Source organism: Flavobacterium acetivorans (genome assembly GCF_020911885.1).
Taxonomy (GTDB): Bacteria; Bacteroidota; Bacteroidia; order Flavobacteriales; family Flavobacteriaceae; genus Flavobacterium; species Flavobacterium acetivorans.
This window is the reverse complement of record NZ_CP087132.1, coordinates 243,760-258,270: the sequence shown is the minus strand read 5'-3', so window position 1 is coordinate 258,270 and position 14,511 is coordinate 243,760. Positions and strand designations below refer to the sequence as shown.

The following is a 14,511-nucleotide window of genomic DNA, read 5'->3' as shown; positions in this document are numbered from 1 at the left end:
ATTTTTTTAGCTTTTTTTAAATTTAGGATTTTAGCCAAGCTTCTTTTAGTTGCTTTTTAGAGCTGTCAGTCGCTTTAAAACTTGCTTTTTCTTCATAAGGAAGTTTTATTTTTCCTTTGATAAGCTGCTCCTTACCCTCGCGTTTTATTTTTATGCTGATAGTGTCATTTTCTTTCCAGTTTTGGCTAGCCGAAATCATATCATAAATATTGTCAAGTGAATAGGCCTTTTCATTTATAGATACTAAAATGTCATTTCCTTTAAGTCCTAAACTGGTATAAAAATCATTTAGTTCGATTTCAGGAATAACAAGGATTTCTTTGGTTTGCGGATTTACTGTTATGTATGGAGACTGACCTTTTAAGAAAACATTAGTAGCTACTTTTTCGGTTGCCTTAGTTAATCCCACTTTGGCTAAATAAGTAGCATAAGGAATGGGAGTTGTACCAGCCACATGGGTTTCTAAAAACGCACCTACTTCAGGATAGGTTAATGAAGTGATTTTTGCAAAAAGTTCTGCATCATCAAAAGGTTTTGAAACGCCGTATTCAGCGGATAATTTTTGCATCAAGTCGAGGATTCCTCTCTCTCCGTTACTTTTTTCTCTAATGATGATGTCTATGCACATTCCGATAAGTGCTCCTTTTTCATAGACATTTAGGTATTGGTCTTTGTAAGGTTGTTTCAATACATTGGCGCTCATGGTTGTGAAAGACATGGTGTCGTTCATAGCAGCAGCATGAGTTATTTTATCAGCGAGACGATTAATGAAGTCGTCTTCGGTAATTAAGCCTTGGTTTATTTGAAAAAGATTGGCAAAGTATTCCGTTACACCTTCATACATCCATAAATGCTCTGACATTTTTGGCGCATTGTAATCAAAATTTTGAATCTCTTTAGAGTGAATTGTTAAAGGGGTTAAGATGTGAAAAAATTCATGAGAAACTACATCCATCATCGATTTTACCAATTCTTCTTTTGGCATCAATTCGGGCATAACTACTGTAGTTGCAGTAGGATGTTCTAAGGCGCCAAAACCTTTGGCATCATTCTCTTGTAAGGTGGACAGATATAGTAAAACGGTATACTTTTTAGTGGCGTCTATTTTGCCTAAAAAAGTCTTTTGAGCCGTCATCATTGTTTTCATTTCAGGAGTGATACTTTCGGCAGTGTATTTACCAGTTGGGGAATAAACGGCAATTTGTATTTCCATTCCATCAACTGTAAAAGTGGTGTAATCCGGTTTAGAATACATAATCGGGTTTTCGACCAATTCAGCATAACGAGTTGTTAGAAAGCGATCACTGGTGTCGCTTGAATCCAAATCCGTCATCGAAGTAGCGCCCCAAAGTGTTGCCGGATGCGACACAGTGACTTGATAAGGTGTCGCCATTTGATTTGTAAAATAACCTACAAAACAGTGGGTGTTTAACATAATATTCTTGCCGGCGTCAATATTAGAACCTGCAGGTGAAAAGATTTCATCACCACCAAATTTTTTTCCGGTTTCGGTATCAAAAGAATCATTGACTAAGTAAGTGATTTTGTCCAAAGATTTGGCATTAGCAATCGACCAGGAATTTGTGTCTGTTTTTTTTACATTGAGTAGATTTCCCTTTTTGTCGTAGGCTTTTAAATCATCAATATATCTCCCGTAATTGTCCTCAGAATAGGTTCCGGGAACCGTTTTAGGGATGTGATAGGTGATTTCCTCAGCCAAAATAGATGGAGGATTTACCGTAACCATTACTCGGTCTTCGATTATTTCATTCAGATTAATGTTGACCTGAACCAGTTCTTCTTTTTTTGTAAGGGCTGATGTTGAAGCCGTTTTACAACTCCAGAGAACAGTTGTAAAAGCAAAAGCAAAAAGTATTTTTTTCATTGTTTTTTTATTTGAGCTATAAGTCTTTTAAATTTTTAAATGTTACAACTTATAATGATTTAATAAAAAGATTGATTGTGGTTACTAGTTTATCTGTTAGCCTTAAATTTGGATCAGTGTATGATTTCATGTTTTCGCTATCATCGCCTTTGATTTCTTTAAAAATATGATTCATGTCTTCTATAATGGCAAGTTTTGCTTCGGGTTTTGCTTTTTTTAATAATTCAGCTTCGGAAACGGTTACTTGTAAGTCCTTAGTTCCGTTAAGGATGAGCACAGGGATTTGTAGTTTCTTTATTTCGTTTTGTGGGTCGTATTTTATCCAAGAGATCATATAAGGTTGAACGCTTTCTCTGAAAAGTGAAGCTAACATTTGATTTTTTAATTCGAATGTTTTTCCGCTTTTCAGCGATTCAAGATTTTTTTGAACTTCTTCTTTTAGAAAAGGAGCCTTTTTTTCTATTTGTTCCAGTATAACAGCATCGATTGTTCGGCCGGCTCCAGCCAATGAAATATAGGCATCAGCATTCCCGTTTGCGGCAATCATTCCTATTAATGCCCCTTCACTATGACCGGCAATTATAATTTTGTTGTACTTCTTTTGGTTTTTAAAGAAGGTCAAAATGTCTTTAGAATCTTTTATAAAATCATCAAAAAGAAGCGTTTTTTCATCCATGATTCCAGCAGCCATTTGAGCAATAATTCTTTTGTCATAACTGAAAACGGCAATATCGTTTTTAGCCAAATCTTCTGCTAAATATTTCAAAGAATTGTTAGTCATTCCTTTTTGATTCCCATCTCTGTCCGTGGGGCCTGAACCCGCAATTAGAATGACAAGATTTGTTTTTTTATTTTCCTTTAAAGGGGAGTACAAAGCTCCTTTTATTAACGGATTGATCGTTATTTCCTTTTTGTTGAAAGAAATAAGTTCTTTGTTTTCCTGTGAAAAACAAAGTGTTGAAAGTAAAACTAACAGTAATAATAGTGGTTTTTTCATTATTTGGTTTTTAGTTATATGTTCTTCTAAGGATGAAAACGTTACAGTTTTTGCATAAAAAAACTCCCTTAAACGGGAGTTTTATTTTAGTCTAATTTGTTTTTTATGTAATATTTTCCATCCAAATCTTCGTCAAAATCATCTATCTTAACTGGTTTTGGTTTCGGTTTATTTGCTGCCGCTTTCTTTTTCCACATTTCAAATTTTTCTGCGGGCATCTTCTTTTTCATAATCTCAAGAACCTCTTTCTCGGCCAAGCCAAATTCCTTTTTAATGATTTCAAAAGGATTTTTTTCCTCTAAGGCCAATGTAACAAGTTTTTCTGTTTGTTCCCAGTTTAATTCTTTGCGGTTACTCTTTTTCATCACGTGAAAATTAATTCTAATAGTTTTAAATGATTAATATAATTGATTCTAAATTAGATACCAATATTAATAAAAAAAATAATTAGTTCTGATCAAAAAGGTGTTTTTTTTTAGACTTTAATTCTTTTTTAATAATCGTTGCTTTTGAAACGGTATTTTTAATAAATTTTTTAATTGGTTGTGCTCTTCCATCTTCATGTGAGTGTCTACTCCATAAACGATTTTTTCTTTTGGCTGCGCCATAAAAGTTCCAAAAAGACGGTCCCAAATAGAGAAAATATTTCCGTAATTACTGTCGGTATAAGGAAGTTGGTAATGATGGTGTACTTTATGCATATTTGGGGAAACGATAAAGTAACTCAATATTCTGTCCCATTTTTCAGGTATAGCAATATTGGCATGATTGAACTGGCTTGCAATGACCGAAAGGGTTTGGTAGACGAAAACCATCCACATGGGACTGCCTACCATGAGAACACCTAAGGTTGTAAATGCAAACCGGATGACACTTTCTCCGGGATGATGCCTGTTAGCCGTAGTGGTGTCAATCCAGGTATCAGTGTGGTGAATCAAATGAAAACGCCATAACATTTTTGTTTTATGTTCGATAAGATGAACGAGGTAGGCGCCAATCAAGTCCAGCAGAAGTAAACCAACTAAGGTATAAAGCCATAAAGACATGGGCGGAAGCCATTGTAGAATGCCAAATTGGTTAGTAATAGTCCAATTGGCCGATTGCAATAAAATAAAAGCCAAAAGAAAATTAATTACGATAGTTGTCAAGGTGAGAAAAATATTGATTCCTGCATGATGCCATTTTTTATAATTGAAGTTAAAAAGAGGGAAGGCATTTTCTATCAGCCAAAAAAGAGCAATCCCACCAACTAAAATCAGACTTCGGTGCGATGAAGGGATGCTTGAAAAATAGGAGATAATTTCAGTCATATGGCAAGTGGATATTTTAAATGTAATGATTTTTCAGATGCGAAATTATTTGATAAACCGGAAAGTCAAATTTATTCTGGGGCCAATGGGTTTTGCAGTTTTTGGAATTTGATGTTTCCAGAAATGTTGCGTACTGCCTTTCATTAATAATAAACTGCCATGCTCCAGAATAATACTTTTCCTGAGTTCTTTATTAGAATTGTGTTTGAGTTGAAAATTTCGTTCAGCTCCAAAACTCAAAGAAGCAATTACCGGATTTATTCCTAATTCTTTTTCATTGTCAGCATGCCAGCCGTTGCTATCTTTTCCATCACGGTAGTGATTGAGCAAGACTGTCGTAAATGTGGTACCGGTTGTGCTTTCAATTTTTAGTTTTATTTTTTGCAAAAGCAAATTCCAAGGATGTGGTTCCATTTTTATATTAGAATAGGAATAGGACTTTCCCTCATTTCCATACAAAGCAGTCAGTCTGGGTTGTAAATGATTTTTGCCGTAAATGGTGATCTCATCCTGTTGCCAAGGAATGCTATTCATTAATTCCTCATAAATTTCATCGGCTTCTTTCTTGTCAAAAAAAGCGGGATAATACATGATTTCTGCATCAGGCAGATGGAGCGGAATAGGATCTAATTGAAAAAGTGATTTCATAGTACAAAAATAAAGAGAAAAACGAAAGGGCTAAATTTCGTTTTTCTCTTTAATAATAATTTAAGCTTCAGAATGGTCTTGCAGTAGATTTTTATAAATTAAACCGGCAGCTATAGCTCCTAAAATAGGGGCGAGCCAAAACAACCATACTTGTGATAAAGGTTCGCCTCCTACAAATAATGCCTGAGATAAAGACCTTGCAGGATTTACAGAAGTATTGGTAATGGGGATACTAATTAAATGAATCAATGTAAGGGCTAAACCTATGGCAATCCCTGCAAATTTTCCGTTGGCAAATTTATCGGTTGCGCCAAGGATTACTAATAGAAAAAATAAAGTCAGTACAAACTCGGCGGTGAAAGCAGCCTGCATCGAATAGCCATCTGGAGAAAAGGCACCGAAACCATTTGAGGCAAAAGCGCCTGCTTTAGTATTGTCAATTATAAAACCGACCTTTCCTGAAGCAACCAGATACAAAGTTCCCGCTGCGGCAATCGCGCCTATGCATTGCGAAATAATATAAGGGATTAAATCTTTGGATGAAAATCTTCCTCCGGCCCATAATCCAAACGAAACAGCTGGGTTAAAATGTCCGCCAGAAATATGTCCCACCGCATAAGCCATAGTCAAAACGGTTAAACCAAAAGCGAGAGCGACCCCAGCAAATCCAATTCCTAAATCAGGAATCCCTGCCGCAAAAAGAGCGCTACCACAACCACCAAAGACTAACCAATAGGTTCCGAAAAATTCTGCCAATAGTTTTTTCATAATAGAGTAATTAAAAGGTTTAGAGTTAATTATTGAAAAAAAGTATATTGAAAAGCCCAGTAAATCAAGCCTAGTTGTAAAGGCATACGTAAAAATAAAACCCATTTAGCTAGTCCCATTCTTGCTTTTTCATTATTGTACATATAAACATGGGTTGGAAAAACAGCAATCAATAAGGCTATTATTCCCCAGGCAGCATATTTTGAAAAATTAGGAATGCATAGCAATATTGCCAAAACAATTTCGGCAATACCAATTATCACATTCAATAATTTGGGGTTAGGGAAATAAGGCGGAATAATTTTTAAATAAAGTCGGGGAGATCTGAAATGGTTTATTCCTGCGAGCAAGTACACAAAAGCCATTATATAAAGATGCCAAGGTAAATTCATAATAAAAAATTATTCATTACGAATTTAATAAAAAATTAACGATAAAATACGTATTGCTATTAATTAAGTTGTTTTTTGAAATTGATATTCATAATTATAATTGCCAGAATAATTAAAAGAATTCCAAACCATTGGGTTAGATTTACGGTTTCACCTAGAAGAGTATAAGCCATCATAACCGAAACAGGAAGTTCCAATGCTGAGACAATACTCCCTAATCCGATTCCTGTAAGAGGGAATCCGGCATTCAAGAGCATCGGTGGAATTATGGTTCCAAAAAGGGCTAAAATAATACCCCATTTGAGAAAAATAGCAAAGTTAAATGCGGTGGTTTGTGTGGCTAAGGCAAATGAAAACACAATCACCGCACCTCCAAAGAGCATATATAAACTGCGTTGAGCAGAAGAAATCCCAACTGCAACACGATTAGCGGTAAACATTGTTGTGGTGAAAGAGGCTGCTGCCAAAAATCCCCATACGATGCCGCGCCAGTCTAGTTTTATTTCATTATTGATTAAATTAGTAGCCAAGACGGTTCCTACTAGAACAATCACCACCGAAATGATTTTTTGGGTCGAAGGGATTTTTTTCTCTAAAATCATTTCAAGTAAAACACCCATCCAAACCGTTTGCATTAATAACACAATTCCAATAGAAACCGGAATGTATTTTACGGCTAAGTAGTAGAAAAGACTCGTCATTCCTAAGGAAGTTCCAGCCAGCATGAGATGGAAGATGTTTTTTTTTGAAGCTTTTGTAGCTGTATTTTTGTTTTTTGCCTTTTGAAATAAGTTGATAAGCAGTAAGCCTAAAATTCCATATATGAATTGTGAGCTGGTGACTTCGGCAGTTGTGTAGCCTTCATCATAAGCCATTTTTACAAAAGTGGCTAACATTCCATAACTGGTGGCTCCAAATCCAACTAAAAAAACTCCCTTTAGAACACTATTTTTAATCATTTTTTTTATTTAAAAAGTCCGGCAAAGATAGCGCTTTAAGTTTTGAATTGGCCGTTTTGCTTTTTTATATAATCCTGTAAAACGAGATTACTACTCCTATGTATTCAATAAAAAAAATCGGGAAATAAGGACTTAGAGGTCTTGGGTATCAGAATGAAATTATTCTTGGTTTTTTGTGAACGGAATCAATAAAAGTGCATTTCGAGGATGTTGTGCTATAGATTTACACCAAATAAATAACCAACTAAAGCAGTTAGTCCCATTGCGATGGTTCCCCAAAAAGTAATTCGAAGGATTGCTTTGGTCATGCTTGAACCTCCGGTTTTGGCCGCAAATGATCCCAAAATAATCAGAAAGAAAAGGGCAAATCCATAAAGAGAATATTCCATTTTTTTTAATGGCAGAAAGAGAGCGACTAAAAGCGGAAGCATTCCGCCTAAGGTAAAAGCGGCGCCCGAGGCAAATGCGGCTTGAATGGGTTTGGCCTGACTGATTTCATTAAGACCTAATTCATCTCTGATGTGCGCGCCTAACGCATCGTGCTGTGTCAATTCAGTTGCAACGGTTAGTGCGGTTTCTTTTTTCAAACCTCTTTTCTCATATATTTCTGCTAATCGCTGTAATTCTAGTTCAGGGGTTTCTATTAGCTCCTGCTTTTCCCTTTCAATATCTGCTTTTTCAATATCTGTTTGAGAACTTACCGAAACGTATTCACCTGCGGCCATTGATAAGGCACCGGCAACTAAGCCTGCCAAAGTTGTAAAAACAATTAATTCTCTGTTGTCACTCGCCGCTGCAACTCCTATTGCTAAACTGGCTGTAGAAAGGATTCCATCATTGGCTCCAAGAACGGCTGCTCTAAGCCAGTTACTTCTATGGATATAGTGATTGTCTAAATAATTATCTGCTTGATTTTTCATTTTTGTTTTGGTGTAAATGTTTTGAATTCAGGACAGTATTTTGTAATTGATATCAAAAGTTTGTTCTCTTTAGCTGCTTTTATGTTGCTAAAGCAGTTTTATCTATTAATCGAAAATACGAATTAAAAGGATAATTATGTTGATTTTTGCTACAAAATATTATGTAATAAACACTCTTAGAACAAATTAAAATCTTTTAGTAATGGATACTCAACCACGTTGACTTTGATTATGTTGAGAAATATTAGGAAGAGCGGGTATGAATTATTTGTTTACGACTTCGATTTCTTCTTCCGATATTGTATGTATCGTTGTATAAAAATTGTTGTTAATAATATGATTCCAACGATGCATTCAATGATTAAAACAAAGACCCAAGCCAATCCGTTTTTATGAGTGGCATGTCTTAATGATTCACTCATTAGATAAAGGTTCAAAATTGCAAAAAATACATGTCCAAGTAGACTTATTGAACTTACTTGCCAAAAACTTAAAGAAATTGAGCACTTAATCGCTTTGATTCCAAAGAATAACTGGAATAGCAATGGCGAAAGTAAAAGAAGAAATAAAGAGGTTAAATGTATCATATAGTTACTATTTTTTAAAATTAGTTATCTATTACGTTAATTTGCGTCAATTTCTGATTTCACTACACTAGACTTCCCATAGTACAAAGTCAGCAACGTTTGCAAAGCTGCTACACTTTGCGGAGCGGGGTTTTTTATATCCGCATGATTGTCATTGCGAGGAACGAAGCAATCACATTCAGTAATTCGACAAATTAGCGCATTGTTTTGACCATGGTTTTAAATTTAAAATAGCTATTATTCAGTCATTATATCTCTAATTTCGTCAAATAAATCTTTCCATGTTGGATTGATAGATTGAATCAATTTGTTTTTGGCAGTCCTTAAACCCGCTTTTATTTGTTTTTCACGGGCTATAGCATCTCCAATCCATTGAAATTGCTCATAGTAAACTAATATGTTTACATCGTATCTGGCTGAAAATGATTTTGGATATTTCTTATTTTTATGTTCTATAATTCTTTGCGGAAGATTTGATTTGACACCAACATACACTACTGTTTGATATTTATTAGTAATGATATAGACAAATCCTGGGTTCATCTTTTTTAGTTTTATGGAGGGCTAGCAATGTAATAGCATTTTATACACTAGATTTACTCCTTTTAGTGTGATTGCTTCGCTACCGCTCGCAATGACTTAAGCCACCAAGTTTGTCATTGCGAGGAACGAAGCAATCTCATTCAGTAACTCTACAAAGTTGCTTTTTTTGTGGACATGGATTGCAAATTCGCACTATTGGATGGTGTTTATTCTATTTTTAAGTTTGGATACTTTGTTTTTAATCTTGGAATATCTCTATCTTTTTTATCAACTAGGATTATCTTGTTTTTGTTATAATCAACATAAACTTCACCAATATATAGCACCTTGTTTTTTTCAATTTTGAAAGGAATATTAATTGGAACAGAACCATGCTTTTGAATATATCCACCATTCATGAATGTGGAGAAAGAAGAAAAACTATATTGACCTTCTTTTTCTGTAATAGAAAAATAATATACAGCTTTTTCGTTATCAAAAAAATCTGGTTTAAATTTCATTTTAACCATTTGTTCAGGAGTTATGTAAATTCTATTTTTGATTTTCAAGTCAGTAATGTTTTCTCCAGTATAAAATAAAGAGTATCCGTTAAATATAGGTTTTTCGTTTTTAAATGATAATGCACCAATTATCATTCCTTCGTCATTTGAAGGAGTGAAATTTTGATTGATGTTGTTTGATGGCAAATTTGCACAGGAAATAAATAGTAGCAATGTAGAAATTCCACTTATCTTGAATAAAAGTTTTTTCATGTTTTTGGTGTTTATGATTATTAGTTTGTTTAAAAAGAATGTTTTGTTCAATTCAGATTATCTATAAAACAATGTTTTAAAGTAGTTTTACTCGTATAGCTTGTCATTAGTTATTTATTGTCAAATATATTAAAATATTCCTACAAAATGTATTTCGAAAGGAAACGAAATTATTAGCCCCGATAGCAGTGGAAATCCTTTTACTTTTTCTTTAAAAGTAAAAGATTGCAACGAATAGCGGGAGGGAAGTTGTTGTGAAAATCAATCGATTTGCTCCAAAAAAAAAGACCCACAAGTTTTCACTAGCAGGTCTTTTTTTTAAACGGTTAAACGAATAATCAAATAACCGAATATACTATTTAATCATTTCAAAACTACGTTTTACAAAGGCAGTCAAAGCTTCTCCTTTTAATAGGTTTTGAGACAGTTTAGCCAGGTCTAAAGCTTGTTTTACCAAGTGCTCTTGATCAGTCTTGTCGGCTGTGTTTAGAATGGTGGTTGCTAATGGAGAATTAGTATTTACCACTAAATTGTACATTTCTGGCATGTTGCCCATCCCGAACATTCCGCCACCACCTGATTGACTCATTTCTTTCATTCTACGCATGAATTCCGGTTGGGTTATAATAAATGGAGCCGCTTGACTGTCCATAGCTTCCATTTGTACACTATAAGTTTGTTTTGGAACGATGGTTTCTAAAACAGTTTTTAGGCTTTCTTTTTCTTCATCAGACAATTTTGAAATAACGGCATCGTCTTTCTTGATTAAATTATCGATATGATCAGAATCGACACGAACGAAAACCAAATCCTTATTGTCCGACTCCAGTTTTTGTATTAAATGCGAGATAATCGGAGAATCAAGAAGCAATACTTCGTATCCTTTTTCCTGTGCAATTTCGATATAAGAATGCTGTGTTTCTTTGTTTCCGGCATATAAAACAACCAGTTTTCCGTCTTTGTCGGTTTGTTTTTCCTTCAGGTTTTCTTTTAATTCCTCCAGGGTATAATATTTGTTTTCTACCGTTGGGTATAAAACGAAAGCGCCTGCTTTTTCATAGAATTTGTCTTCGGATAGCATTCCGTACTCTAAAACAATTTTGATATCGTTCCATTTTTTCTCGAAATCTTCACGGTTTTCGTTGAAAAGAGATTTCAATTTATCAGCCACTTTGCGGGTAATGTAGTTCGAAATTTTCTTCACCGCAGCATCGGCTTGCAAGCCAGAACGAGAAACATTCAAAGGAATGTCCGGTGAATCAATTACTCCTTTTAGCATCGTTAAGAATTCGGGAACAATTCCTTCTACATTATCGGTTACATATACCTGATTTTGGTACAATTGGATTTTGTCTTTTTGGATTTGCAAGTCAGCACCCAGTTTTGGGAAATATAAAATTCCGGTAAGGTTGAACGGATAATCTACATTTAAATGAATATGGAATAAAGGTTCTTCAAATTGCATTGGATACAATTCGTGGTAGAAAGTTTTATAATCCTCATCTGACAATTCTGTTGGTTGTTTAGTCCAAGCCGGATTTGGGTTGTTGATAATGTTGTCTAATTCAACCGTTTCATTCACGTAATCTTCGGGAGCGTCTTCTGGTTTGGGAAGTGTTTCTGTTTTTGTTCCAAATTTAATTGGAATAGGCATGAATTTATTGTATTTATTCAATAAACCGCTGATTTTAGAATCTTCTAAGAATTCTAAAGAATCTTCGGCAATGTGCAAAATAATTTCAGTTCCACGAGAGGTTTTATCAGCTGGCTCTAAAGTGAATTCTGGGCTTCCATCACAGGTCCAGTGGGCAGCAGGTTCGTCTTTGTAGGATTTGGTGATGATTTCCACTTTGGAAGCCACCATAAAAGCAGAGTAGAAACCAAGACCAAAATGTCCTATGATTCCGGAATCTTTAGCCGTGTCTTTGTATTTTTCCAAAAATTCTTCGGCACCAGAAAAAGCCAATTGGTTGATGTATTTTTCTACTTCATCAGCTGTCATACCGATTCCCTGATCGATAATGTGTAGTTTTTTACCTTCTTTATCAATTTTTACTTCAAGAATTGGGTTGCCATATTCTACTTTGGCTTCGCCAATATTCGTAAGATGTTTTAGTTTTAATGTTGCATCAGTCCCATTCGAAATTAATTCACGTAAAAAAATCTCGTGATCACTGTATAGGAACTTTTTGATTAATGGGAAGATGTTTTCTACCGAAACATTAATTTTTCCAGTTGTCATATTTAAATTTTTTATAGGGTTTTACAATCTCTTCGAATACTTTCAAATAGAATACCAATTAACGGGCAAGTGACAAATTGTCGTAACTGCTAATTTTGAAATAAAAAAATTAAATTTTAAAACAATTTCAGTTTGTAGGATTGTATCTTTGTACTAGTTTAATTATAAAACTATATGACAATGAAAAAAATAATTTTTTTAGCGGCAATAACTTTAATGTTATTTTCGTGCAAAACGTCTTCAATTACTGAGAAGAAATTAGACAGAAATTCACAAGTTGCTTTAAAAGGGAACTGGGTAATTAGCGCAGTGACTTATCCTGGGTCAGAGTACATAAAAGTAAATAGCTTTCAATTGGCTGATTCCAAATGTTTCGAAGGAAGCACGTGGAAATTTGTTTCTAACAATAACAAAGGAAATATGGCCTTGACAAAATATGATTGTCCAGCGTTTAGCTCACCAATAACATGGTTTATCAATGCTAATGGAGAATTTATTTTGAAGATTTTGGATGCTGGTGAAAAAGCCAGAAAAGTAAGAGACGGTTATGTGTTGCACATCGCTAATCAAACCGAAAGTTCGTTTCAGTTGATTGATAAAATCAATGTGGGCGGAAAAGCAACCGATGTAGTATACCAGTTTCAAAGAGCAAATTAATTAAGATAAAAAGATAGAGATATGAAAAAGATTTCAGTAGTTGCAATAGCATTAGTAATGGTTATTGGATCAATGTTTACCAGTTGTGAAGCGTTGAAAAACACCAATAATACACAAAGAGGAGCCGGAATAGGTGCTGCCAGTGGTGCGGTAATAGGCGCTATTCTAGGGAATAATCTTGGGAAAGGCGGAAAAGGAGCCATGGGTGCTGTTCTAGGAGGCGTTGTTGGAGGTGTTGCCGGTGGCGTTATTGGTAACAAAATGGACAAACAAGCCAGACAAATTGATGAAGCGCTTCCGGGGGCTGAGGTAAAACGTGTAGGTGAGGGAATTCAATTGGTTTTAAATGAGAATGCAGTACGTTTTGATACTAACAAATCTACTTTGACTGCTGCTGCAAAAGCTAATTTGAATAAGTTAGTTCCTGTTTTTCAAGAATATGCTGATACTGATATTACGATATTTGGTTACACAGATAGTACAGGACCTGCTGATTATAATTTGAAACTTTCAGGTGAAAGAGCCGCTTCAGTAAGAAGTTATTTAGTAAGCAAAGGGATTTCTGCCGCTAGATTTCACGTAACTGGAATGGGAATTGCCGATCCAATTGCATCAAATGAAACCGTTGAAGGTAGAAGTCAAAATCGTCGTGTTGAGTTTGCTATTACTGCAAATGACAAAATGCGTCAGGACGCTGAAAAAGAAGCAGGAAAATAAAACAAGCTTTTTTAGATACAGGAAATCGCGTCGTTTTAGAACGGCGCGATTTTTTTTTATCATAAAATCAGATTTCGTCAATTCATCTTTGTCAAAGAAATCTATCTTTGCAGACTCAAAATTTCATTAGTACAACATGCTTCAAGTTCAAAATATTTCTTTTGGTTATACCAATAAAAAAGTAGTTCATAATATTAATTTCACCGTAGAAAAAGGGCAGAATATAGCTGTAATTGGCGAAAGCGGATGCGGAAAAAGTACACTTTTGAAGCTGATTTATGGCTTGTATGATCTGGATGAAGGACAAATTTTTTGGAACGAAACCGAAATTTTGGGACCAAAATTTAATTTGGTTCCCGGAATGCCGTTTATCAAATACTTATCTCAGGATTTTGATTTGATGCCTTATATTACAGTGGCGGAGAATGTAGGTAAATATCTTTCGAATGCGTTTCCGGAACAGAAAAATGATCGAATTGAGGAATTGCTTGAGATTGTTGAAATGACTGAATTTGCAAATGTAAAAGCAAAATATTTAAGCGGTGGTCAGCAGCAAAGAGTGGCTTTGGCAAGAGTTTTAGCCTTAGAACCTGAAGTATTATTGCTGGATGAGCCTTTTAGTCATATTGATAATTTTAGGAAAAATGCGCTAAGGAGAAACTTGTTTGCCTATTTGAAATCCAGAGGAATTAGCTGTATAGTTGCTACGCATGACAGTACAGATGCACTTTCTTTTGCCGATGAAACCATTGTGTTGCAAAACGGAATTATTGTTGATAAAGCCGATTCTCATAGTTTGTACAATAATCCCATAAATAAATATGTGGCTTCCCTTTTTGGTGAAGTCAATGAGTTGAAACTATCACAGTTGGTTCCCGTTGATGGAGAGGACGAAATGGTTTTGCTCTATCCGCATCAGCTTAAGGTGGTAAACAATGGCTTAATGAAAGCAGTTGCAAAACAATCTTATTTTAAAGGAAGTCATTATTTGATTAAAGCGGTTTTTGATCGAAAGGTAATTTTCTTTGAGCACGACAAACCTTTGGAACTAAACCAAGAAATCACCTTGATGATATCCTAAAAACAAAACCCGAAATGGAATCCATTTCGGGTTTTGTTTTATTTAGAATGAAG

15 protein-coding genes are annotated in these 14,511 nt (G+C 34.9%); 3 read left to right on the top strand and 12 right to left on the bottom strand.

Annotated elements, in window-relative coordinates:
* Positions 1-22: 22 nt before the first annotated feature.
* The 12 genes from LNP19_RS01080 to htpG form a co-directional block, all read right to left on the bottom strand.
* Complete coding sequence (locus LNP19_RS01080) at positions 23-1,885, bottom strand: M61 family metallopeptidase (protein WP_230062976.1); 1,863 nt, start codon at positions 1,883-1,885, stop codon at positions 23-25.
* A 49-nt stretch (positions 1,886-1,934) separates the two neighbouring features.
* On the bottom strand, positions 1,935-2,882 hold the full coding sequence (locus tag LNP19_RS01075; RefSeq protein ID WP_230062975.1) for an alpha/beta hydrolase: 948 nt from the start codon (positions 2,880-2,882) through the stop codon (positions 1,935-1,937).
* Between the two features lie 86 nt (positions 2,883-2,968).
* Positions 2,969-3,247, bottom strand: a complete 279-nt coding sequence (locus tag LNP19_RS01070) for a DUF2805 domain-containing protein (protein WP_230062974.1) — start codon at positions 3,245-3,247, stop codon at positions 2,969-2,971.
* A 117-nt stretch (positions 3,248-3,364) separates the two neighbouring features.
* Positions 3,365-4,192: a sterol desaturase family protein gene (locus tag LNP19_RS01065; RefSeq protein ID WP_230062973.1), complete on the bottom strand. Its 828-nt coding sequence runs from the start codon at positions 4,190-4,192 to the stop codon at positions 3,365-3,367.
* Between the two features lie 45 nt (positions 4,193-4,237).
* Positions 4,238-4,840 carry an alpha-ketoglutarate-dependent dioxygenase AlkB family protein gene (locus tag LNP19_RS01060; protein WP_230062972.1) on the bottom strand — a complete coding sequence of 201 codons (603 nt, stop codon included), beginning with the start codon at positions 4,838-4,840 and terminating at the stop codon, positions 4,238-4,240.
* 60 nt (positions 4,841-4,900) lie between these two features.
* A complete protein-coding gene (aqpZ, locus tag LNP19_RS01055) occupies positions 4,901-5,608 on the bottom strand; it encodes an aquaporin Z (RefSeq protein WP_230062971.1) in 708 nt (235 codons plus the stop codon).
* Between the two features lie 29 nt (positions 5,609-5,637).
* Complete coding sequence (locus LNP19_RS01050; protein WP_230062970.1) at positions 5,638-6,000, bottom strand: DoxX family protein; 363 nt, start codon at positions 5,998-6,000, stop codon at positions 5,638-5,640.
* A 59-nt stretch (positions 6,001-6,059) separates the two neighbouring features.
* The gene (locus LNP19_RS01045) at positions 6,060-6,959 is read right to left on the bottom strand and encodes an EamA family transporter (RefSeq protein ID WP_230062969.1); all 900 of its coding nucleotides are present in this window, start codon (positions 6,957-6,959) and stop codon (positions 6,060-6,062) included.
* A 215-nt stretch (positions 6,960-7,174) separates the two neighbouring features.
* Complete coding sequence (locus LNP19_RS01040; protein ID WP_230062968.1) at positions 7,175-7,879, bottom strand: VIT1/CCC1 transporter family protein; 705 nt, start codon at positions 7,877-7,879, stop codon at positions 7,175-7,177.
* Between the two features lie 824 nt (positions 7,880-8,703).
* The gene (locus tag LNP19_RS01035) at positions 8,704-9,009 is read right to left on the bottom strand and encodes a GIY-YIG nuclease family protein (protein ID WP_230062967.1); all 306 of its coding nucleotides are present in this window, start codon (positions 9,007-9,009) and stop codon (positions 8,704-8,706) included.
* A gap of 206 nt (positions 9,010-9,215) precedes the next feature.
* Positions 9,216-9,761, bottom strand: coding sequence for a hypothetical protein (locus tag LNP19_RS01030; RefSeq protein ID WP_230062966.1), 546 nt, complete (start codon positions 9,759-9,761; stop codon positions 9,216-9,218).
* 355 nt (positions 9,762-10,116) lie between these two features.
* Complete coding sequence (gene htpG / locus LNP19_RS01025; protein WP_230062965.1) at positions 10,117-12,003, bottom strand: molecular chaperone HtpG; 1,887 nt, start codon at positions 12,001-12,003, stop codon at positions 10,117-10,119.
* Between the two features lie 180 nt (positions 12,004-12,183).
* Here htpG and LNP19_RS01020 point away from each other — a divergent pair, with 180 nt between their 5' ends.
* From LNP19_RS01020 to LNP19_RS01010, 3 genes are all read left to right on the top strand, one after another.
* A complete protein-coding gene (locus tag LNP19_RS01020) occupies positions 12,184-12,660 on the top strand; it encodes a lipocalin family protein (protein WP_230062964.1) in 477 nt (158 codons plus the stop codon).
* A 21-nt stretch (positions 12,661-12,681) separates the two neighbouring features.
* Entirely contained in the window at positions 12,682-13,377 is a 696-nt protein-coding gene (locus LNP19_RS01015) for a YiaD family glycine zipper/OmpA-like lipoprotein (protein ID WP_230062963.1), read from the top strand.
* 136 nt (positions 13,378-13,513) lie between these two features.
* On the top strand, positions 13,514-14,458 hold the full coding sequence (locus LNP19_RS01010) for an ABC transporter ATP-binding protein (RefSeq protein ID WP_230062962.1): 945 nt from the start codon (positions 13,514-13,516) through the stop codon (positions 14,456-14,458).
* Positions 14,459-14,511: the final 53 nt, after the last annotated feature.